Origin of the sequence: Bacillus sp. OTU2372, from assembly GCF_038440275.1 — a bacterium.
Lineage (GTDB): Bacteria > Bacillota > Bacilli > Bacillales > Cytobacillaceae > Neobacillus > Neobacillus bataviensis_B.
In genome coordinates this window covers 578,833-600,197 of record NZ_JASATK010000001.1, presented here as the reverse complement: position 1 = coordinate 600,197, position 21,365 = coordinate 578,833, and the positions used below count along the sequence as shown (strand labels likewise).

General features: G+C 40.8%; 22 protein-coding genes. All 22 read right to left on the bottom strand.

All coding sequences use genetic code 11. From position 1 onward, the window contains the following. Positions 1 to 12 precede the first annotated feature (12 nt). Complete coding sequence (gene ylqF, locus AAHB15_RS02940) at positions 13 to 888, bottom strand: ribosome biogenesis GTPase YlqF (RefSeq protein ID WP_098528726.1); 876 nt, start codon at positions 886 to 888, stop codon at positions 13 to 15. Between the two features lie 27 nt (positions 889 to 915). After that, entirely contained in the window at positions 916 to 1,479 is a 564-nt protein-coding gene (lepB, locus tag AAHB15_RS02935) for a signal peptidase I (protein ID WP_098528728.1), read from the bottom strand. A gap of 213 nt (positions 1,480 to 1,692) precedes the next feature. Further along, complete coding sequence (gene rplS / locus AAHB15_RS02930; RefSeq protein WP_098528730.1) at positions 1,693 to 2,037, bottom strand: 50S ribosomal protein L19; 345 nt, start codon at positions 2,035 to 2,037, stop codon at positions 1,693 to 1,695. Positions 2,038 to 2,182: 145 nt separating this feature from the next. Continuing rightward, complete coding sequence (gene trmD / locus AAHB15_RS02925; protein ID WP_446715841.1) at positions 2,183 to 2,923, bottom strand: tRNA (guanosine(37)-N1)-methyltransferase TrmD; 741 nt, start codon at positions 2,921 to 2,923, stop codon at positions 2,183 to 2,185. Next, positions 2,923 to 3,441 carry a ribosome maturation factor RimM gene (rimM, locus tag AAHB15_RS02920; protein ID WP_335572896.1) on the bottom strand — a complete coding sequence of 173 codons (519 nt, stop codon included), beginning with the start codon at positions 3,439 to 3,441 and terminating at the stop codon, positions 2,923 to 2,925. Before rimM ends, trmD begins: the two co-directional genes overlap by 1 nt. A gap of 13 nt (positions 3,442 to 3,454) precedes the next feature. Beyond that, positions 3,455 to 3,841: a YlqD family protein gene (locus tag AAHB15_RS02915; RefSeq protein ID WP_335572895.1), complete on the bottom strand. Its 387-nt coding sequence runs from the start codon at positions 3,839 to 3,841 to the stop codon at positions 3,455 to 3,457. Between the two features lie 215 nt (positions 3,842 to 4,056). Further along, positions 4,057 to 4,287 carry a KH domain-containing protein gene (locus AAHB15_RS02910; RefSeq protein WP_251564826.1) on the bottom strand — a complete coding sequence of 77 codons (231 nt, stop codon included), beginning with the start codon at positions 4,285 to 4,287 and terminating at the stop codon, positions 4,057 to 4,059. Positions 4,288 to 4,301: 14 nt separating this feature from the next. After that, entirely contained in the window at positions 4,302 to 4,574 is a 273-nt protein-coding gene (gene rpsP, locus AAHB15_RS02905) for a 30S ribosomal protein S16 (RefSeq protein WP_098528737.1), read from the bottom strand. A gap of 109 nt (positions 4,575 to 4,683) precedes the next feature. Next, positions 4,684 to 6,033, bottom strand: a complete 1,350-nt coding sequence (gene ffh / locus AAHB15_RS02900) for a signal recognition particle protein (protein WP_335572894.1) — start codon at positions 6,031 to 6,033, stop codon at positions 4,684 to 4,686. A gap of 12 nt (positions 6,034 to 6,045) precedes the next feature. Then, positions 6,046 to 6,378 (bottom strand): putative DNA-binding protein, encoded by a 333-nt coding sequence (locus AAHB15_RS02895; RefSeq protein ID WP_098528860.1) that lies wholly within the window; start codon positions 6,376 to 6,378, stop codon positions 6,046 to 6,048. 99 nt (positions 6,379 to 6,477) lie between these two features. Next, on the bottom strand, positions 6,478 to 7,464 hold the full coding sequence (ftsY, locus tag AAHB15_RS02890) for a signal recognition particle-docking protein FtsY (RefSeq protein WP_335572893.1): 987 nt from the start codon (positions 7,462 to 7,464) through the stop codon (positions 6,478 to 6,480). A 17-nt stretch (positions 7,465 to 7,481) separates the two neighbouring features. Next, a complete protein-coding gene (smc, locus tag AAHB15_RS02885) occupies positions 7,482 to 11,048 on the bottom strand; it encodes a chromosome segregation protein SMC (RefSeq protein ID WP_342041713.1) in 3,567 nt (1,188 codons plus the stop codon). 53 nt (positions 11,049 to 11,101) lie between these two features. Then, on the bottom strand, positions 11,102 to 11,839 hold the full coding sequence (gene rnc, locus AAHB15_RS02880) for a ribonuclease III (RefSeq protein WP_335572891.1): 738 nt from the start codon (positions 11,837 to 11,839) through the stop codon (positions 11,102 to 11,104). 284 nt (positions 11,840 to 12,123) lie between these two features. Continuing rightward, positions 12,124 to 12,357, bottom strand: a complete 234-nt coding sequence (gene acpP / locus AAHB15_RS02875) for an acyl carrier protein (protein WP_098528750.1) — start codon at positions 12,355 to 12,357, stop codon at positions 12,124 to 12,126. A gap of 71 nt (positions 12,358 to 12,428) precedes the next feature. Then, the gene (gene fabG / locus AAHB15_RS02870) at positions 12,429 to 13,172 is read right to left on the bottom strand and encodes a 3-oxoacyl-[acyl-carrier-protein] reductase (protein WP_335572890.1); all 744 of its coding nucleotides are present in this window, start codon (positions 13,170 to 13,172) and stop codon (positions 12,429 to 12,431) included. After that, complete coding sequence (gene fabD / locus AAHB15_RS02865; protein WP_335572889.1) at positions 13,169 to 14,116, bottom strand: ACP S-malonyltransferase; 948 nt, start codon at positions 14,114 to 14,116, stop codon at positions 13,169 to 13,171. The genes fabG and fabD overlap by 4 nt, the downstream gene beginning before the upstream one ends. Before the next feature lie 10 nt (positions 14,117 to 14,126). Continuing rightward, positions 14,127 to 15,131, bottom strand: coding sequence for a phosphate acyltransferase PlsX (plsX, locus tag AAHB15_RS02860; protein WP_335572888.1), 1,005 nt, complete (start codon positions 15,129 to 15,131; stop codon positions 14,127 to 14,129). Between the two features lie 13 nt (positions 15,132 to 15,144). Next, positions 15,145 to 15,708, bottom strand: a complete 564-nt coding sequence (gene fapR, locus AAHB15_RS02855) for a transcription factor FapR (protein ID WP_335572887.1) — start codon at positions 15,706 to 15,708, stop codon at positions 15,145 to 15,147. A gap of 167 nt (positions 15,709 to 15,875) precedes the next feature. After that, positions 15,876 to 17,924 carry an ATP-dependent DNA helicase RecG gene (gene recG, locus AAHB15_RS02850; protein WP_342041712.1) on the bottom strand — a complete coding sequence of 683 codons (2,049 nt, stop codon included), beginning with the start codon at positions 17,922 to 17,924 and terminating at the stop codon, positions 15,876 to 15,878. After that, the gene (sdaAA, locus tag AAHB15_RS02845; protein ID WP_335572885.1) at positions 17,921 to 18,805 is read right to left on the bottom strand and encodes an L-serine ammonia-lyase, iron-sulfur-dependent, subunit alpha; all 885 of its coding nucleotides are present in this window, start codon (positions 18,803 to 18,805) and stop codon (positions 17,921 to 17,923) included. The genes recG and sdaAA overlap by 4 nt, the downstream gene beginning before the upstream one ends. Positions 18,806 to 18,890: 85 nt before the next feature. After that, positions 18,891 to 19,553, bottom strand: coding sequence for an L-serine ammonia-lyase, iron-sulfur-dependent subunit beta (sdaAB, locus tag AAHB15_RS02840; RefSeq protein WP_335572884.1), 663 nt, complete (start codon positions 19,551 to 19,553; stop codon positions 18,891 to 18,893). 123 nt (positions 19,554 to 19,676) lie between these two features. Next, positions 19,677 to 21,359, bottom strand: coding sequence for a DAK2 domain-containing protein (locus AAHB15_RS02835; RefSeq protein WP_335572883.1), 1,683 nt, complete (start codon positions 21,357 to 21,359; stop codon positions 19,677 to 19,679). Positions 21,360 to 21,365: the final 6 nt, after the last annotated feature.

The window sequence follows — 21,365 nt, the reverse complement described above, 5'->3', positions numbered from 1 at the left end:
GGAGAGCTTATTTTATGAGTTATTTTTCACAGATGCTGGTACATCTTTTGGGCGTTCAAAAGAGAGTGGACCGAATTTTTCTGAGCGCATTTCTCTAATTACTAACTCAGCTACTTTATCGTAGTCAACCATACCTCCGCCCATTAAACAGCCCCTAAGCGTTCCAATATGGTCAAATAAAGCAACTACATCCTCAGGTATCTCTGTTAGCTTGTAGCGCTCCTTTAATCGTTCTGGATAGGCCTTATCTAAAAAGCGCAGCGAGTACACGGTCAGATCCTGAAGATTTAATAAAGTATCCTTGATTGCCCCTGTGATCGCCAGTTTCATCCCAACTTCTTGGTCCTCAAATTTAGGCCATAAGATTCCGGGTGTATCGAGCAGTTCCAATTCTTTCCCTACTTTTATCCATTGTTGTGACTTGGTTACACCAGGAGTATTTCCCGTTTTTGCAATGTTTTTCTTTGCCAAACGATTAATAAGTGTGGACTTGCCTGCATTTGGAATTCCTACAATCATGGCGCGAATGGCTCGTGGTTTTACACCTCTTGCCTTTAACCGATCAAACTTTTCTTTTAGAATTTCGTTCGAAGCTTGGACAATATTCTTCATTCCTTCGCCCGCTTGAGAATTGATTGCCAATGCTTTTATTCCCTTTTCAGCAAAGTAAGCAATCCATTCTCTTGTCACTTCTTTATCGGCCATATCCGCTTTATTTAATAAGACTAGTCTTGGTTTATGCTGGATAATTTCATCTATCATCGGATTCCTTGAGGAATACGGAATTCTCGCATCCACCAATTCAAAAATAATATCAACCAGCTTTAACTTTTCCGTGACCTCTCTGCGAGCCTTGGCCATATGGCCTGGAAACCATTGGATCGTCAAAGTGCCACCTCCTTTTAAAAGCTTGAACTATTCTCCATTTACCGTAACAATGTGAGCATCCTTTAGAGGCCAATAGACAACACTCGTTTTCCCGATGACTTTACTCATAGGAACGGTTCCGATATGTCTTGAATCCTTACTAAAGCGGCGGTTATCACCCATCACAAACAATTCACCCTTTGGAACTGTTTTACGGCCAATTTTTTCTTCTAACGTGAATGAACCTGTAAGTGGACCATCTTCTACTTGTTTCTTATATTCATCCAAATATGGCTCTTTATACGCTTTTCCATTTATATATAAAACATCATCCTTATACTCAAGCGTATCACCTGGGAGACCAATTACACGTTTTATGTAATCCTTCCCTTCCGGGGCGTGAAAAACGATGATATCAAAACGCTTTGGCTCCCCGATGTTGTAACTAAATTTATTAACAATCATTCTGTCTTGGTCTTTTAATGTCGGCATCATGGAAAGCCCGTCCACTACAATAGGAGCAAAAAGAAAATATCGAATGACCGCAGCTAATGCTACCGCAATCAATAACGCTTTTGTCCATTCCCATAGCTCATTTTTCTTTTTAGTCATACATTCCCCACCAATCACTATTAAAAATGTTTTATAAAGCCTATTTTACATAAGTTAAACTTATTTAACACGATGGGATGATTTTTTTAACCAAACTTTAATATTTTGGTTAAAGATCAGCAAAATGATGCAATTCGATACACATTTACCATGAATTTTAATGTTATGTATAAAAAAAGAGCCTGCTCGAGCAAGCCCTTTTTCTTTTTCATATTATCGAATCTCTTTAATTCTAGCTTTTTTACCGCGAAGGTTACGCAAGTAGTAAAGCTTAGCACGGCGAACTTTACCGCGGCGAATTACTTCAAGCTTCGCAATTTTTGGTGTGTGTACTGGGAAAGTACGCTCAACGCCTACTCCGTAAGAAACTTTACGAACTGTGAAAGTTTCGCTAATTCCACCACCACGACGCTTAATCACTACACCTTCAAATAACTGAATACGCTCACGAGTACCCTCGACAACCTTTACGTGTACACGTACAGTGTCACCAGGACGGAAGCTAGGAAGATCAGTACGAAGTTGTTCTTGTGTGATTTCTTTAATTAATTGTTGCATCGTTTTCAACTCCTTCCAACAGATGCTCTTACAAATCTACTTTCGATTATCTTGCAGCGGAACATCGTTATAAGACCACAATCTGAAAACCATCAGTTCTGAGTCACAAGAAGTATCATAACATAATTATAACGAGCCTGCAATATTACTCGTAATCTTTTTTTACTTCTTTCAGCCATTTTTCCTGTTCAGCTGTCAGTTCAATTTTATCTAATAAATCAGGTCTTCTTAAAAGCGTCCGGCGTAACGCCTCTTTATTCCGCCATTCTTCGATTAGTTTATGATTACCTGACAGCAGGACATCAGGAACCTTTAATCCCCGGAAATCCGCTGGTCTCGTATAGTGGGGATGTTCTAGTAATCCTGTACTAAAGGAATCTTTCAGATGAGACTCTTCATTCCCTAGTACTTCTGGCAGCAGACGGACGACACTATCCACTACTACCATTGCGCCTAGTTCACCACCAGTTAAAACATAATCGCCAATCGATATTTCATCTGTTACGACATGTTCCCTGATCCGTTCATCATAGCCCTCATAATGACCGCAAATAAAGATCAAATGCTCTTCTTTAGCTAACTCCTCTGCTTTTCGCTGCTCGTAGCGTTCTCCTTGCGGACAAAGCAGGATAACCCTAGGATTTTTACTATCTGCTTGTTCTCTAAGAGATGCTACAGCGTCAAAAATCGGCTGCGGTTTGAGAACCATACCGGCCCCGCCGCCATATGGATAATCATCCACAGTGGAGTGTTTGTTGTCTGCAAAATCACGAAAGTTTATGACATTATACTGAACCGCAGATTTCTCTGCGGCTTTTTGTAAAATAGAATGACCGAAGACTCCAGAAAACATTTCCGGAAATAATGTCAGGATATCGATTTGCATCATGAAAGTAACCCTTCCATTGGATCAATAAGGATGACTTGTTCTTTTACATCTACTTTCTTTACAACATCTTGAATATAAGGGATTAGGATTTCTTTGCCACCTTTTCCTTTAACAACCCATACGTCATTTGCTCCAGGCGAAAGAATTTCCGTTACTTTACCGATTTCCTCTCCCTGAGTAGTCGCAACCAGGCAGCCGATAATTTCATGATAATAGAATTCGTCTTCTTCTAATTCTCCGAGCTGTGATTCAGGTACTTTTAAAATCCCCTCTTTGAATTTCTCCACATCATTAATATTGTTGTATCCCTCAAATGTAAGTAACTCGAAATTCTTATGTGTCCGGTGGCTTTTTACCGTTAATTCAATCGGTTTTTTCGAGTTTGGCATAAATAAAAAGAGGACATTCCCGACTTTGTAACGTTTTTCGGGGAAATCTGTTTTAGATATCACTCGCACCTCGCCTTTAATACCCTGTGTATTGACGATTTTTCCAACATTAAACCATTTTTCCATCTAACTTCACCTTCTATCTAATTTCCTTAACTATTCCGTCCTCGATAATAATAGTAGATTGTCCAACACTATTGTCCCATTGGTCTCCAACATTTACTTCTACGAGGGCCTGAACTTCTCTTTCCTGTATTTCACTGCCTAGTGGTAGGTTATGTAATTGTTCCATTTGAAACTCAAGAAGCTTTATTTTTTCTTTGCGCGTTCTAATTTCAGTTTCAAATTTTTTCTTTAGTGCCTCAGAAGAAAAGTTTTTTGTTTTTTCCAATCGCTTTTGCTCAAATAAAAGTTGTTCGCTTTCCTTTTTCAACTGCAGCATTCTCCCTTGGAACTTCTCGTAAAGCTGTTCCTTGCTTTTTTCCGTTAATACCTGCTTCACCACAACAGTTTGAATCAGCTGCATAAAGATCCGCCTCCCTTTGCTCTATATGAACTTTGAGAATTGTCTAGCTTCAGCGCCTAGGGGCTCGGGGTCATAAGCCAATCCGTCAAGAAGGTTAAAGAACAACCTTCTCGCCGGCTCGTCTGTAGCCTTGCACCCCTAGACAAGGCGCTTCCGCTTTTCGAGTAGCAAAAAAGGGAGGAATGACTCCCTCCCTTTTATCTAGATGCAAAAAGCTATTCACCAATTTCTAGAAAAATTTTCTTTTGTTGTGATGATCCTGCTGCATAAACAACAGTTCTAATGGCCTTTGCAACGCGCCCCTGTTTACCGATTACTTTTCCCATATCCGTCTTATTTACGGTTAACTGATAAGTAACACGATTTTCATCCTCTAAGACATCCACATGAACATCTTCGGGAAAATCAACAAGAGGCTTAACAATCGTTTCGATTAATTGTTTCATAATCGTTCAAACAATTACTTGTTTAATTTTGCATTATGGAATTTCTCCATGATGCCTTGGCTTGAGAAAAGGTTACGAACTGTATCAGATGGCTTCGCACCGTCTTTTAACCATTTAAGAGCTAATTCTTCGTTGATGTCAACTTTAGCTGGTTCTGCAACTGGATTGTAAGTTCCAACGATTTCAATGTAACGTCCGTCACGTGGTGAACGAGAATCTGCTACTACAATACGATAGAAAGGAGTTTTTTTAGCTCCCATACGCTTTAAACGAATTTTTACTGCCATTTTAAATAAGCACCTCCGAATAGTTTCACACAAGATAGTATAATATCAATTCTTTTATAGTTTGTAAAGTGTTTTTTCTTTACAACCATTATTACCAATTTTTCTCAACTTAAAACTTAAAAGGAAACTTAAATCCGCCCTTTTTCTTGCCTTTCATCTGCATTCCGGACATTTGCTTCATCATCTTCTTCATGTCTTCGAACTGCTTTAATAGACGGTTAATTTCGGTTACTGGACGTCCGCTTCCTTTGGAAATTCTCTTCTTACGGCTGGCATTTAGAATTTCCGGATTATTTTTCTCATGCTTAGTCATCGATTGGATAATCGCTTCCACATGGGCAATTTGCTTTTCATCGATTTGAAGATTATTCAAGCCCTTGATTTTATTAGCCCCAGGCATCATCTTTAACAATTCATCCAGTGGTCCTAAGTTTCGGACTTGACCAAGCTGATCTAAAAAGTCCTCAAGGGTAAACGAAGCAGTCCGCATTTTTTGCTCTAACTCTTTTGCCTTTTGTTCGTCCACATTGGCTTGTGCCTTTTCAATGAGCGTCAGCACATCACCCATACCCAGAATTCTCGAAGCCATCCGTTCAGGATGAAATGGCTCCAATGCATCCATTTTTTCGCCAAGACCGACAAATTTAATCGGTGTCTGCGTAACGGCACGAATAGACAGGGCTGCCCCGCCTCGAGTATCACCATCAAGCTTCGTTAGAACCACACCTGTTAATCCAAGCTGTTCATTAAAGCTTTGTGCCACATTGACTGCGTCCTGTCCGGTCATCGCATCGACAACAAGGAAGATTTCGTCCGGTTTGGTTAATTCTTTAATGTCCTTAAGCTCGTCCATTAAAGCCTCATCCACATGAAGACGTCCGGCGGTATCAATCAAAACATAGTCATAATGCTCTTCTTTAGCTTTTAAAATCGCTTGCTTGGCAATCTCGACAGGGCTCACCTGATCCCCCAGCGAGAACACAGGCATATCCAATTGTTTACCCAGGGTTTGAAGCTGCTTGATCGCCGCAGGGCGATAAATATCAGCTGCGACAAGCAAAGGATTACGGTTATACTTTTTACGAAGTAACAGTGACAGCTTTCCCGTTGTCGTTGTTTTACCGGCTCCTTGCAGACCAACCATCATAATAACCGTCGGTGGACGATTAGAAGCGGCAATCTTGCTTTGTTCGCCCCCCATTAACTCAGTTAGTTCCTCGTTAACGATTTTAATGATCTGCTGCCCCGGAGTTAAACTCTTGAGAACCTCTTGTCCTACAGCCCGCTCACTGACTTTTTTGACAAAATCTTTGACTACCTTGAAGTTAACGTCTGCTTCTAGTAGGGCAAGACGCACTTCACGCATCATTTCTTTGACGTCCGCTTCAGTGACTTTCCCTTTTCCGCGGATTTTTTGGATTGTATTTTGCAGTCGGTCGGCTAATCCTTCAAACGCCATTTATGCCGCCTCCTAATCTAATTTCTCAAGCTCAGCAATTGTTTTTAACAATGCTGTTTTTGTTGGATACTCCTCAATAAGCAATTCTTTCATGTCCCTGATAAGTCTCGTACGCTTTTGAAATTTCTGAAGTAATAACAGCTTTTCCTCATACTCCTCGAGCATTGCTTCTGTCCGTTTTATATTATCATAAACAGCTTGTCTGCTGACGTCATACTCTTCAGCAATCTCTCCCAGAGAGTAATCATCTAAATAATAGAGAGACATATAGCTTTGTTGCTTTGGAGTTAACAGCGAATAGTAGAAATCATATAGATAATTCATTCGCGTTGTCTTTTCAAGCATCATGCCACTATTCCCTCCAATACTAATGTTAAGTGAAAAGCCTTTACAAAAGTAGTTTACAGGGTCGTGTCGTATCTGTCAAGATAATACCTTTACAACCTATTCTGATTTTTCTACTTGATCAGCAAATAGCCCGTACACATATTTTTCTGCATCAAATTCTTGCAGATCATCCATTTTTTCGCCCAGTCCGACAAATTTAACAGGAATTTTTAATTCATTACGAATTGCCAGAACGATCCCGCCCTTTGCTGTACCATCCAATTTTGACAGGACAATCCCACTGACATTAGTTGCTTCTTTAAATGTTTTTGCCTGGATGAGAGCATTCTGACCGGTTGTTGCATCAAGTACAAGAATTACCTCATGGGGAGCACCAGGTATCTCACGTTCGATAACCCGTTTCACCTTCTCTAACTCTTTCATTAAGTTTACTTTATTTTGCAGACGGCCTGCTGTATCACACAATAAAATATCCGCATGGCGTGATTTAGCTGCTTGAATGGCATCATACATAACCGCTGCTGGGTCAGAACCCTCTGCCTGCTTAATAACTTCTACTCCAACTCTTTCTCCCCAAACCTCGAGCTGTTCAATGGCACCTGCACGGAACGTATCACCTGCAGCCATCAATACTTTCTTACCTTCACTCTTAAACTTATGACCGAGTTTGCCAATCGTAGTCGTTTTCCCAACTCCATTAACCCCAACAAATAAAATGACCGTTAGTCCATCCTGCTGGATGTTTAATTTCGAGGATTGTTCTTCACCAGCATTATAAATGTCGACAAGCTTTTCAGAGATTACACTCTGCACCTCTTGCGGGTCTTGAATATTACGGCGTTTTACTTCCAGCTTGAGTTCATCAATTAACTGCATGACGGTATCGAAACCGACATCAGCCTGAATTAAAATTTCCTCTAATTCTTCAAAAAAATCTTCATCAACTTTACGGTACCTGGCAACTAAATCATTTACTTTCCCTGAAAAACTGTCTCGTGTTTTGGTCAACCCTTCCCTAAACTTTTCGGTTACAGAATCCGTAGATTTTGAAATTTTTTCTTTTAATTTTTTAAAAAAACTCATGTTTTCACTTCCTTCAATTATGATTCAACTAGTTCTTTTGTGTCCTCCAAACGGACGGATACAAGCTTTGATACACCTGATTCCTGCATGGTTACCCCATATAGGACATCGGCCTCTTCCATCGTACCTTTTCGATGCGTAATGACAATAAATTGTGTTTCTTTACTATACTTTTTTAAATATTGGCTGAAACGGTGAACATTGGCTTCATCCAAGGCTGCTTCCACCTCATCAAGAATACAGAATGGAACCGGACGGACTTTTAGAATCGAAAATAACAAGGCGATCGCCGTAAGTGCGCGTTCCCCTCCAGATAAGAGTCCAAGGTTCTGGAGTTTTTTACCCGGAGGCTGAGCAACAATTTCTACACCGGTATTTAAGAGATCCTCCGGTTCAGTTAAAACTAAATCTGCCCTTCCACCGCCAAAAAGAGTTCGGAATGTCGGTTCAAAATGTTCACGAATCCCCTCAAAGGTTTGTTCAAAACGTCTCTTCATTTCTGAATCCATTTCATCAATAACCATATAAAGGGTGTCTTTGGCTTCCTGCAGGTCCGTCTTTTGCTCGTTTAAGAATTCATAGCGTTCAGAAACCCGCTCGTATTCTTCAATCGCCCCAAGATTGACACTGCCTAGCTCTTCAATCGCCATCTTGATTAATTTAACCTTTTTTCTCGCTTCCTCTACCGGGATGGTTAATGGATATTGTTCCTTCGCTCCATCAAATGAAAGAAGGTATTCTTCCCTTAGCTGTGCAAGCCGATTTTCTAGTTCCACATCCAAGCGGTTGATCTTTACCTCTTCATCCTTTAATACGACGATCATCCCTTTATGAAGTCTCTTCAACTCTTTTGCTTCTAATTCCAAATTTTCAAGTGAGTCTTGCATCGACAATCGTTCTTGTCTTCTTTCCGTGATTAACTTTAATGTTGCTTCTTTATCCTGTTGTTTTCTTTTTGAGGCTGCTTCTAATTGTTCTTCCCCTGAGGAACTATTCGTCATTTCCGAAGTTAAGAGGTTAAGATCTTCTGTAAAAATGAGATGCTTTTGCTCACTCTCTTTTAAATCATCATTAATTAGCATCAAGCGTTCTTTTGCATGGGTAAACTGTTCATTCTTTGAGGCAAACTCTACCTTCAATTCATTAATTTCATTCGTCAGGGTTTCTTTTGAGCTTAGGTCACTTGTTTTTTGTTCTGTTAGTATCGTAATTTGGGCATCTAACTCGGCAATCGTTAGCTTATAGGACTCGAATGCCTCCGCTAACTCCATTTTTCTTTTTAAGAGTGATTCTCTCTCTTCAGTCAACTGCCCTTTTTCAAGATCATAAAGGGCTAAACGGTCATTAAGGTTCTTCTCCAGCAGCTCGGCCTCACGAAGGTCCCCCTTAACAGATTGCTCCGTTAAGCGTAATGACTCCCCATCTTGCCGGATTTCATCCACTTGCTTTTCAACTTGTTGAACTTCTGCTTTTAACCTCTTAACGGCAGTTTCCAAGCCTGCTGTTTTTTCTTCCATTATGATGAGCTTGTCTTTTATAGTTTCAAGCTCCCCTTTTCTCGTTAACAGAGACGTTGATTTTTGCTTAACCGCTCCACCGGTCATCGAACCGCCAGGATTCACGATATCGCCATCTAAGGTGACCATTCTGGCGCGGTATTGCAGGATTTTCGCTAATTCATTCGCTCCTTTTAGGTCCCTTGTTATAATTACATTTCCGAGCAGATTATTCATAACCTCAGAATACTTTGAATCAAATTTAACGAGACTGACAGCCGGTCCAATCAACGAAGGGTGGTTTTGAATGGAATAAAGCTGTGTAGATGATAAAGGCCGCCCTTTAATTACACTTAACGGTAAAAATGTAGCTCGACCATATGAATTCTGCTTCAAATATTGAATGGCCGTCCGGGCATTCTGCTCCGTATCCACCACAATATGCTGAAGAGCACCGCCAAGGGCTGTTTCTATAGCTGTTTCATAATCCTTTGGAACAGTTACAAGCTCAGCTACCGCTCCTTCAATTCCCTTTAACTTATGGTCCCGAGCCTTTAAAACCTCTTTTACACCTTGAAAAAAACCTGCAAAGTCTTCTTCCATCTCTTCGAGCATATCTTTTCTAGACTTTGCCTGCTGGAGCAGCTGATATGCTTGATACAATGTTTTTTCTTGTTTTTCGTAATTATTCTTAACATTTTCAAGCTCACGCTGTCCCTCACGATATGATACCAACTGACTTGCTAATTTCTTTTGTACCTCTTCTAAGGAATTTTGAATTTCTCGCTTTTTACTTTGAGCGGTTAGACGTTCTTCGAGATATTTTTCATTTTCAGCATCAAGACGGGCACCTCTACGTTCTTGCTGCTCCAATTGTTGATTGATATATTTTATTTCATTTTTTGCACCGGCTTGGTCATTTAATAAATCGATATATTCACTTTTTAACGCTTCGATTTTTTCTTCGATATTCTCGGAAAATAGTGGCAGCTTCTCTTGCCGCTCTTTTAGTTCGGACTGCAGTTTTTCAACAAGGTTTCTTAGTTCCTCTACGGTATCAGCCTGTAATTCCCTATTTTTCTTTAACTGACTAATACGATCTGTTAGTTCTAAAATATTACCTTTTAACTGTTCCTTATTTTGCGCAGCATTCTTTTTCCGTTCCTTGAGGACTTCTTTCCTGCCCTCAAGCTTTTCAAGTTCTTCACTGGCATGTAAGAGTACATTCTGCAAGTCTGTGATTGACTCATCCATTGCAGCCATTTTGTCCCTTGTTTCAACAATTGCCGCTTCTTTGACCTGCAATTCTGAAGAAAGCTTTAGTTCTTCCTGTTGGTGTACCTCTAACTGTTTGGAAAGTTGTTCCCAATTTTGGTGAAGGTCTTCGATTTCAAAGACCGTTAACGCCACCTCAATCTTTTCAAGCTCTTCTTTTTTCTCTAAAAAGTCTTTTGCCATTGATGCTTGAATTTTCAGCGGCTCAACTTGTCCTTCAAGCTCATGGAGGATATCATTTACACGATTTAAATTATCCTGTGTTTCAAACAGTTTGACTTCTGCCTTTTTCTTGCGGTTCTTATATTTTAAAACTCCTGCAGCTTCTTCAAAGATGGTCCGGCGCTCCTCAGCCTTACTATTTAAAATTTCCTCAACTTTTCCTTGGCTGATAATTGAAAAAGCCTCACGGCCAAGACCGGAATCCATAAATAAATCAATAATATCTTTAAGGCGGCATGACTGTTTATTTATGAAGAAGTCACTATCACCCGAGCGGGAAACCCTTCTAGTCACACTAACCTCATTAAAATCAATCCCTAATCCTTGATCGGTATTGTCCAATGTCAGTGTCACTTCGGCAAAATTAAGGGCCTTTCTAGAATCGCTTCCAGCAAAAATAATATCTTCCATCTTGCTGCCTCTTAAAGACTTAGCCGATTGTTCCCCTAAAACCCAGCGAATGGCATCGGTAATATTACTTTTGCCGCTCCCATTAGGACCAACTACAGCTGTTACTCCAGGAACAAAATCAACTTCAATGCGTTCAGCAAAAGATTTAAAGCCAATAATGTCCAACCGTTTTAAAAACATTTCGTTATCCTCCCTATGCTGCACGGGGATTTCTCCTGCCGACATTGTCATTTCTAAGTTGTTTTTGTTTTTAATACTTTAAGAGCCATTTCAGCCGCATGCTGTTCCGCTTCTTTCTTGGATTTTCCTGATCCCACACCAAGTTCTTTCCCATTAAGGGATACTCGCGAAACAAATTCCTTATTATGGGCAGGTCCTTTTTCCTGCAGGACACGATATTCAATAATTCCAGCTCCATCACGCTGAACAAGCTCTTGCAATTGACTTTTAAAATCCATCACATGAGAAAAAGCACCGGCATTTATTTTAGGAAAAACCACTCTCTCGAGAAATTCGACGACTTTTTCAATTCCCTGATCCAAATATAACGCACCAATGAAAGCTTCAAACACGTCAGCAAGCAGTGCTGGGCGTTCCCTGCCGCCAGTCATCTCTTCCCCTTTACCAAGCAAAATGTATTTACCAAATTCCAGGTCATTTGCAAAGGCTACCAGTGAAGGTTCACAAACAATAGCAGCACGTAGTTTCGTTAATTCTCCTTCAGTCATCGTAGGGTATTTTTTAAAAAGGAATTTTGAAACCGTTAATTCGAGGACAGCGTCTCCTAAAAATTCAAGCCTTTCATTATCTTCGAATGGCTTTCTGCGATGCTCATTCACATAGGATGAATGAGTAAATGCTTGTTTTAATAATTTTTCATTTTCAATCGTCACACCGATTGAAGTTTGAAAATCCTTAAATTGATTTTCTTTTGCGCGATTTACTTCATTTTCTTTACCATTCTTGCGCATGAATTTCTCCACCTTGCATCAAATTTACAATCTACCTAATAAGAGTTTAAAAAAGATTTTATGAAAACGCAAAGAAACTTGGCAGATAGTTTGCCAAGTTCTATCATGCAGTAAGAAAAGCAAAGGCGCCATGCCTAGGGGCGCAAGGCTACAGACGAGACGGCGGGAAGGTTGCTCTTTAACCTTCTCGACGGATTGGCTTAGACCTAAGAGCCCCTTGGCGCCGTCGCTAGACATAATAAAGCTCCGTTTGAAAACGGAGCTTTTGAACAAATCTAACGGGATTATTTACTGCTATTTATGTAATTAACAGCATCACCAACTGTACTGATTTTTTCAGCATCATCGTCAGAAATTTCCATATCGAACTCATCTTCTAATTCCATTACTAGTTCAACTACGTCAAGGGAATCAGCGCCAAGATCATCTTTAAATGAAGCTTCAAGCTTAACTTGAGACTCATCAACACCTAAGCGGTCTACGATGATTTTTGTAACACGTTCTAATACCTCTGCCATGCTTGTTCACCTCCCCTCAAGCTATTATAGAGTATTTCATTAAAAAGATAAATCTAAAATAAAATTAAATTTTACATGACCATTCCGCCATTAACGTGTAGCGTCTGGCCGGTGATATAGGATGAATCATCAGATGCGATAAAGGCGGTAATTTTGGCGATATCCTTTGGTTCGCCTAAACGAGCTAGAGGAATTTGCTTTAACATTTCTGCCTTTACTTCTTCAGATAATTGGTCTGTCATATCGGTGGTAATAAACCCAGGCGCAATCGTGTTTACCGTAATATTACGTGATGCCAGTTCTTTGGCAGTTGTTTTCGTTAAGCCGATTACACCAGCTTTTGCCGCCACATAGTTGGCTTGACCTGGATTTCCGCTTACACCGACAACAGAAGCAATATTAATGATGCGGCCAACACGCTGCTTCATCATTTGTCTAGTTACGGCTTTTGTACAAAGGAACACACCTTTTAGGTTGGTGTTGATGACATCATCCCATTCCTCTTCCTTCATTCTCATTAACAAATTATCGCGGGTAATCCCTGCATTATTAACGAGAATGTCTAGTCTTCCAAAACGGTCTACTGTCGCTTTCACCATTTCTGACACTGCTTCAGTATCGGCTACATTACATTTTACCGCAAAGGCATCTCGGCCAAGAGCCTTAATTTCATCGACAACCTCATTTGCTTTTGCTTCACTGCCTGCAAAATTGACGGCCACATTGGCACCTTGTCTTGCCAGTTCCAGAGCAATTTCTCTGCCGATTCCCCGGGATGCTCCTGTTACAAGAGCAAATTTCCCTGCTAAAGTCATAGTTTTTCCTCCTTTAAAGCGTCCAATACGTTTTGAGCGCTCGCTTCATCTGATACTGAATACGTTTTGACTGTTTTATCAATTTTTTTGATTAAGCCTGAAAGAACCTTTCCAGGTCCAATCTCAATAAATGTATCAACCCCAAGACTGATCATCTTTCCAACGGAGTCTTCCCATAATACCGGGGAGTATAGTTGTTCAATTAACTTATCCTTAATTTCTAAACTGGCACTAATCGGTTCGGCCGTAACGTTTGCGATTACAGGGATTTCGGCATTCTTCATTTCAAGACCATCTAGGACTTCACGCAATTGATTAGCTGCCGGTTTCATTAATGTAGAATGGAAAGGTCCGCTTACTTCTAAAGGCAGTACACGTTTTGCCCCCGCTTCTTTCGCTTTCACACCAGCAGCCTCTACACCTTCCCTTGATCCGGAAATGACAATCTGGCCGGGACAGTTTAAGTTGGCTAATGAAACTGGCATACCTGTTGCGCTGACCTCTTCTGTAACCTTTTGAAGCGCATCCCGATCTAAACCGAGAACAGCAGCCATGGAACCCTCACCATTTGGTACCGCATGCTCCATAAACTCTCCTCGTTTGCGGACGGCGTACACTCCATCTTCAAAAGATAGCACCCCGGCAGCAACCAAAGCTGTATATTCTCCTAAGCTGTGACCGGCAACAAAATCAGCCTTTACCCCGGCTTGTTGAAAGAAGTCTAAGATGGCGATACTTGTTGTAAGCAATGCTGGCTGTGTATTATACGTCAAAGTCAACTCTTCTTTTGGACCTTCAAAAATTAGATTACTTAAAGGGACGTTCAGTCTTTGATCGGCTTTAAAAAAATACTCCATAATTTCCGGATGTTTTTCCGCTAACTCTTTCCCCATTCCTACTGTTTGTGAACCTTGTCCTGGAAAAACAAAGGCTAGTTTACTCATTTCAACACCTCTATTGTTCTAATTTAACAGTATCAGATTCTGCTACTGCTTTTTGAATTAATTGGACTACATTGTTGCCCGCCATTTCCCTTGTCTGCCTGATTGCACTAAAGATCGCTTGGGCATTGGATGAGCCATGCGCCTTGATGACAGGTGCCTTTAAACCGAATAGGGCAGCACCGCCATACTCTGAATAGTCCATTTTATTTTTTAGCGCCATTAGGTTTGGCTTTAGGACTGCTGCTGCCAGTTTGCTTGTAAAGCTGCTCATCAATGCTGTTTTCAGCATTTTAAACATCGATAGAGCGGTCCCTTCAAGTGTTTTCAACACCATATTACCGGTGAATCCATCGGTCACCACGACGTCCGCAACACCGTCAAGTAAGTCACGTGCCTCGACATTGCCGACAAAATTCAAATTCGTATTTTTTAATAAGGTAAACGTATTTTTTGTGAGCTCATTACCTTTCTTTTCTTCCGTTCCGATATTTAAGAGCCCTACTCTCGGCCGTTCAATACCTCTAACTTTTTCACTGTAAATCGAACCCATGATGGCATTTTGAACTAAATGTTCTGGTTTGGCATCGGCATTTGCACCAACATCCAGCAAAAGAAAGCCTTCTCCTCCAATGGTTGGCAATGTAGGCGCAAGGGCCGGTCTGTCAATCCCTTCAATTCGCCCTACAACAAATAGACCAACTGCCATTAATGCACCCGTATTCCCTGCAGAGATGCAGGCGTCAGCTAACCCATCAGCCACTTGTTTAGCGGCTAACACCATGGAAGCATCCTTTTTTCGGCGAACCGCTCTAACTGGTTCATCGGTTCCAAGTATTATTTCAGTTGTATGTAAACAAGAAATTCTCTCGTGATTTGTTAGTGTTTCTTTGATTTTGTTTTCGTCCCCAACAAGGGTAATATGTATATCAGAAAAGGCCTGAACAGCCTTCATTGCACCTAATACAATTTCTTTTGGGGCATGATCTCCGCCCATGGCATCGATTGCTATTTTCATGTGTCTCATCCCCTTAATTATTTTTCGAACGGTACATTTCAAATTTTCCGGTAAAAACCAGTTCGTTATTGACAAAACTCTCTACTTCCACAAACGTTCTCCCGGTATCTTCTATTTTGGTTACCCTTGCTTTTGCAATTACCCGTTCATTTAGATTTACAGAACGTTTAAATTGAATATTCGCTTTGGCCGTTAAGGCTAATTCGTCATTAATGACAGCAACAGCAAGTGAATTCGCCTGAGCAAAAACGTGATGTCCGCGCGCAATATTATTACGCTTGAACACATGTTCTTTTTTTACATCAAAAATAGAGATGGCGTTTTGGTCTAGTTCAATATGTATAATTTCACCAATTACTTCTTCTAACGGTAAGGAACGAACTTCATCATCAAACCGTTTCTCGGCCACGTTTTTAATTCGTTCACGGAGTTCCGGTATGGATAACTCCAAGCGATCAAGACGGATGGTTTGAACACTCACTTGAAATTTTTCAGCTAAATCCTCATCCGTAATAAAAGGATTTTCTTTAATGGTAGAAGTTAATAATTGTTGGCGTTCTTTTTTGCTTCTTCTCATGATTTTCACACCGTCCGAGCTCTTATGACTAGGTACTATGAGTAGTATAAAATTTAAAAAGACAGATTGCAAGATTAAATTTAAAAGAAATGCGGAAGTGCCCGGCTTACCTCGAGTGAAATACGAGTCGCCGGGCACTGAATAGACGGTTTGGAAGGGATATCTATTTAATCTAGTTTTTCCCCTTCTAACACTCCTGATTCTTTTATTTTATTTCGCAAATATTGATATTCTGGGTCTGTCCAAAAAAACTCCGAACTGATCAGCATGCTTGCATCACTTCTGGCTGTTTCAAGTGCCCGATAATCATGTACCATATCGGCTACCTTAAACTCCGGAACTCCACTTTGTTTTTTCCCAAAAAAGTCCCCAGGCCCTCTTAGCTCTAAATCCTTTTCACTTAATACAAACCCATCATTTGTTTCAGTCATAATCCGCATTCTTTCTTGGCCTACTTCAGATTTTGGACTCGCCAAAAGTACACAGTATGACTGAGCACTCCCACGTCCAACACGGCCACGCAGCTGATGCAACTGCGAAAGACCGAATCGCTCCGCATCATAAATGACCATCATAGTCGCATTAGGAACATTTACCCCCACCTCGACAACAGTTGTGGAAACAAGGACTTGTACTTCATTTTCACTAAATGCCTTCATCACCGAATCTTTTTCCTCTGATGATAGGCGGCCATGCATCAGCCCAACTTTAAAGCGGTTTTGAAAAAAATGACTTAACGTCGAATGAACATCAATCGCATTTTGCACATCAAGCTTCTCTGACTCCTCAATTAATGGACAAATCACATAGGCCTGATGTCCTTTCGTCAATTCCTTTTCAATAAACCCGAGGACCCGTTCTAGCATTTCCGGTTTTGCCCAATAGGTCTCAATTGATTTTCTTCCCGCCGGCATCTCATCAATGATCGACACATCCATTTCTCCAAAAACCGTAATGGCAAGTGTTCGAGGAATAGGAGTTGCTGTCATAAACAGAACATCTGGATTCTCGCCTTTTTCCCGCAAAATCCTTCGCTGCTCCACCCCAAAACGGTGCTGCTCATCTGTAATGACAAACCCAAGTTTGTTAAACGAAACCTCATCTTGGATGAGTGCATGGGTACCGATTAAGATATCGACCTTGCCTTCTTTTAACTCTTGGAGAATTTCACGTCTCCGTTTACCTTTAATCGAGCTTGTTAAAAGTTCGCATCTGACATGAACCGGTTCTAACATATTTTTTAAGGATTCTGCATGCTGCTCTGCTAAAATCTCTGTTGGTACCATTAAGGCCCCCTGATAGCCCGCTGTTACTGTTGCATAAAGCCCAATGGCGGCTACAACCGTTTTACCGGAACCTACATCTCCTTGGAGAAGACGATTCATATGGTAGGGTGATTTTAAATCTGCTAATATCTCATTAACAACCTTTTTTTGGGCATTTGTTAATGGGAATGGAAGACTATTGATTAGCTCCATTAATTTATCCAAGTCATATTTTTGCTTAATCCCCGGCGAATGCTCTCGTTCAAATTTCCTTAGTGCTTGCATTTTCAATTGAAACAATAGGAATTCTTCATATACAAAACGCCTTCTAGCTTGCTTAACTTCCTCTGGACTATTCGGAAAGTGCATGATTTTTAGTGCATCCCGTTTGCCCATTAGACGATATCTTTTCAAGAAAGTTTCCGGAAGAGTCTCTTCTATCTGCTGCCCATATTGTTGGAAAGCAAGGTGAATAAACTTCCTCATCCCTTTTGTTGTGACCTTGCCTCTTAAGGAGTAGACAGGTTCATAGTCGGTTGACTTCGTGTTATATCCCATTTGCATTTCATTTGCAGTAATGGTTTGCCGATGTGCATCCCATTTACCAGTGACAGTAATGGTTTCATTCATGTTGATTTTACTTTTTAAATAGGGCTGATTAAAGAAAACTACCTTTATCAGGTAAGATCCAACAAAAAGCCTAAGGGTCAACTTTGACTTCTTCCTGCCAAAATAGTTAAGAGAAGGCTCACTATGAACCTTCCCTTCCACTGTCACTTTCTCATCATGCTTCACTTCGGCCAGGTCTTTAAGCGAATAATCTTCATATCGGTACGGAAAATATTCTAATAAATCACGGAGTGTATAAATCCTCATTTCCGCAAAGGATTCTGCCGTTTCTTCCCCAATTCCTTTTAACGCGGTTATTGATTGATTAAGTTCTGAACTCACTTTTCTTTGAGCGGTATACCGAAGATCTTAGCCTCTAGTTCACGACCTGTCGGTGTAGCCGCCAACCCTCCCTGCGCTGTTTCTTTTAAGGCAGTCGGCATCGATTGGCCGATTCTATACATAGCATCAATTACTTCATCACATGGAATACGGCTTGTAATTCCAGCTAACGCCATATCCGCCGCCACCATGGCATTGGCTGCACCCATCGCATTCCGTTTCACACAAGGGACTTCCACAAGGCCGGCTACAGGATCACAGACCAATCCAAGCATGTTCTTTAAGGTAATGGCCATTGCCTCTGCACACTGATTTGGTGATCCGCCCGCCATTTCTACAATTGCTGCCGCTGCCATTCCTGCCGCGGAACCAACCTCTGCTTGACAACCCCCGGCTGCTCCTGAAATCGATGCATTATTAGCGACAACAAATCCAAATGCACCGGCGGTAAACAAAAATGCAATCATTTGTTCTCTAGTTGGATTGAGTTTCCTTTTCACAGCGAATAAGGTACCCGGTACAACTCCAGCTGAGCCTGCAGTTGGAGTTGCACAAATGGTTCCCATTGCTGCATTTACTTCATTTGTCGCAACCGCTTTACTTACCGCATCAAGAATGGTTTCACCTGACAAAAAATTCCCTTTTTCAATATATTTTTGTAGAAGGACAGCATCTCCTCCGGTTAAACCTGAGTGTGAGGTTACTCCTTTTAAGCCTCTCTCCACTGCTTTCTCCATGACCGTTAAGTTCCGGTCCATAAAAGAAAGGACCTCTTCTCTAGTTCTGCCTGTAACCGTCACTTCTTGCTCAATCATGATCTCGGATATTTTTTTATTTTGGTTAATGGCCAATTCCACTAATTCAGCGACATTACGAAACACAAACCTTCCCCCTCTTGATGTCTAGCTGCAGCGCCTGTGGACTCAGGGCCATAATCCGCTGGTCAAGGCGCCTCCTCTTTTCGTATCAATCTACAATTTTTGTTACTTTTAATATGTTAGGAAGCTGTTCGAGTTCTGTAAGAATCTTGTTATCGATATTTTGATCTACTTCGATCGTCATAAGGGCCATCTTGCCAACATCTTTGCGGGCGACTTCCATATGGCCGATATTCAGTTCATATTTGGCAAGAATTTGAGCCACACTTGCTATCGCTCCAAAACGGTCATTATGAACAACTAAAATGGCTGGATGATTTCCTGAAAGCTTTAATTCAAAGCCATTTAGCTCAATAATTTCAATTTTCCCGCCACCGATTGAGATCCCTACCAATTCCAGCTCACCATTTTGATCTCCAATAATGATTCTTGCTGTGTTTGGGTGATCTGTAACTGCATCTTCTTCAATAAAACGAAGTTTCATCCCTTTTTGTTTTGCGAGATCAATCGCATGAATTAATCTTGTATCATCTGTATCAAAATCTAGTAAGCCCCCTACAATGGCTACATCTGTACCATGTCCTTTATAGGTTTTAGCAAATGAGCCATATAAAGAAATATTAGCCCATTTGGGTTCTCTGCCAAATAAGCTTCTAGCCACTCTTCCGATTCTCGCTGCCCCAGCTGTATGAGAACTGGATGGTCCAATCATAACTGGACCAATAATATCGAACACACTTCTATATTTCATTAGGTCTCTCTCCTTAGTGTAGTTCTATCTTTATATTACGGTATCCAGGAGGAATTTGTTTAATAATTTTTAGACACAAAAAAGAAGGGAATGACAAAGTCCCCCTTCTATTTTAGCTGTTTCTTATTCAATTGAAAAGATATATGAATATAATGGTTGTCCACCATCATGAATTTCAATTTCTACATCTTCATAATTTTCCTCAACGAACGAAGTTAGTTTCGCTACTTCTTCCTCTGTTACATCTTCACCGTAGATAATGGTAAGAATTTCAGAGTCCTCATCAAGCATCTTAGATAATAGGTCTTCAGACACTTTCCCTTTATCTTTGTTTTTTACGACAATTTTCCCCTCTGAGATTCCCATGAAATCGTCCTTTTCAATTTCTAAGCCATCAATAGAGGTATCACGAACAGCAAATGTGATTTGCCCGGATTTGACATGATTTAATGCTTCCTTCATGGCCGCTTCATTCTCATCAACGGCTGCAGAAGGGTTAAAGGCTAAGAGAGCCGATAAACCTTGCGGTACTGTCTTAGAAGGAATGACATAAATTTCTTCATCGGCAACATCCTTTGCTTGTTCAGCCGCCATGATGATGTTTTTGTTGTTTGGCAAAATGAATACCTTTTTCGCATGGACATCTTTAACCGCTTTCACAATATCCTCTGTACTCGGGTTCATCGTTTGCCCGCCTTCGATGACAGCATGTGCTCCAATGCTCTGGAATAACTCCGCAATTCCCGAGCCCATTGATACTGTAACGATGCCATATTCCTGCGTTTCTTTTATTGCCTGGCTAGCTTCAGATTTCGCTGCCACATGTGTTTCACCAACAATATTTGTATGTTGCTGACGCATGTTTTCAATTTTCATGTTAATCAAATTACCATACCGCTGACCATAGGTTAACACTTCACCTGGTTGTTCCGAATGGATGTGGACTTTAACGACATCTTCATCAGCAATTACCAATAAGGAATCACCATATTTACTTAAATCATTGCGGAAGGTACCTTCATCAAACGGATGTTTTGCCACCTTCTCCTGCTCAAAACGAACCATGAATTCGGTACAATAACCAAACACAATATCTTCCGTGTTAATGTGTCCTTGAATACTTTTATGGTGTTCTGCACTTACTAACTCCGACATGGAAGGAATCAAGTCCGATGATTCTGGCAGACTTTCACCCTTTAATTGTGCTAGGAAGCCTTCATATACAAAAACAAGTCCTTGTCCGCCGCTATCAACAACGCCTACTTCCTTTAAGACAGGAAGCAAATCTGGTGTGCGCTTAAGGGATGCCTTCGCTTCTTTTAAAACTTCTTCCATAATATAGATAATATCTTCTGACTTTTGAGCTGCCGCAACGGCACCGTTAGCCGAATCTTTTGCAACTGTTAAAATGGTCCCCTCGACAGGCTTCATAACAGCCTTATAAGCTGTTTCTACACCTGATTCTAAGGCATGAGCAAAATCACTTCCAGAAATGACGGCTTTAGACTCCACTGCCTTTGAGAAGCCACGGAATAATTGCGAGAGAATAACCCCGGAATTTCCACGTGCTCCCATTAACAAACCTTTTGAAAGAGCTGCTCCTACTTTACCAATATGTTCCTGACTATTATTTTTTACTTCCTTTGCACCGGAGGTCATCGATAAATTCATATTAGTACCGGTATCACCATCGGGGACCGGAAAAACGTTTAATGCATCAACCATTTTGGCGTTTGCAGACAAATGATTGGCACCCTGAATCACCATCTCGGCGAAACGTTTTCCATCTAATGCAGTTATTGACACAAACTT

What these genes read in the sequence shown, in the direction of transcription:
- lepB (WP_098528728.1), bottom strand. Translation starts at nt 1,479, where the DNA reads ATGACTAAAAAGAAAAATGAGCTATGGGAATGGACAAAAGCGTTATTG.
- rplS (WP_098528730.1), bottom strand. Translation starts at nt 2,037, where the DNA reads ATGCAACAATTAATTAAAGAAATCACACAAGAACAACTTCGTACTGAT.
- trmD (WP_446715841.1), bottom strand. Translation starts at nt 2,923, where the DNA reads ATGCAAATCGATATCCTGACATTATTTCCGGAAATGTTTTCTGGAGTC.
- rimM (WP_335572896.1), bottom strand. Translation starts at nt 3,441, where the DNA reads ATGGAAAAATGGTTTAATGTTGGAAAAATCGTCAATACACAGGGTATT.
- AAHB15_RS02915 (WP_335572895.1), bottom strand. Translation starts at nt 3,841, where the DNA reads ATGCAGCTGATTCAAACTGTTGTGGTGAAGCAGGTATTAACGGAAAAA.
- AAHB15_RS02910 (WP_251564826.1), bottom strand. Translation starts at nt 4,287, where the DNA reads ATGAAACAATTAATCGAAACGATTGTTAAGCCTCTTGTTGATTTTCCC.
- rpsP (WP_098528737.1), bottom strand. Translation starts at nt 4,574, where the DNA reads ATGGCAGTAAAAATTCGTTTAAAGCGTATGGGAGCTAAAAAAACTCCT.
- ffh (WP_335572894.1), bottom strand. Translation starts at nt 6,033, where the DNA reads ATGGCGTTTGAAGGATTAGCCGACCGACTGCAAAATACAATCCAAAAA.
- AAHB15_RS02895 (WP_098528860.1), bottom strand. Translation starts at nt 6,378, where the DNA reads ATGCTTGAAAAGACAACGCGAATGAATTATCTATATGATTTCTACTAT.
- ftsY (WP_335572893.1), bottom strand. Translation starts at nt 7,464, where the DNA reads ATGAGTTTTTTTAAAAAATTAAAAGAAAAAATTTCAAAATCTACGGAT.
- smc (WP_342041713.1), bottom strand. Translation starts at nt 11,048, where the DNA reads ATGTTTTTAAAACGGTTGGACATTATTGGCTTTAAATCTTTTGCTGAA.
- rnc (WP_335572891.1), bottom strand. Translation starts at nt 11,839, where the DNA reads ATGCGCAAGAATGGTAAAGAAAATGAAGTAAATCGCGCAAAAGAAAAT.
- acpP (WP_098528750.1), bottom strand. Translation starts at nt 12,357, where the DNA reads ATGGCAGAGGTATTAGAACGTGTTACAAAAATCATCGTAGACCGCTTA.
- fabG (WP_335572890.1), bottom strand. Translation starts at nt 13,172, where the DNA reads ATGACTTTAGCAGGGAAATTTGCTCTTGTAACAGGAGCATCCCGGGGA.
- fabD (WP_335572889.1), bottom strand. Translation starts at nt 14,116, where the DNA reads ATGAGTAAACTAGCCTTTGTTTTTCCAGGACAAGGTTCACAAACAGTA.
- plsX (WP_335572888.1), bottom strand. Translation starts at nt 15,131, where the DNA reads ATGAAAATAGCAATCGATGCCATGGGCGGAGATCATGCCCCAAAAGAA.
- fapR (WP_335572887.1), bottom strand. Translation starts at nt 15,708, where the DNA reads ATGAGAAGAAGCAAAAAAGAACGCCAACAATTATTAACTTCTACCATT.
- sdaAB (WP_335572884.1), bottom strand. Translation starts at nt 19,553, where the DNA reads ATGAAATATAGAAGTGTGTTCGATATTATTGGTCCAGTTATGATTGGA.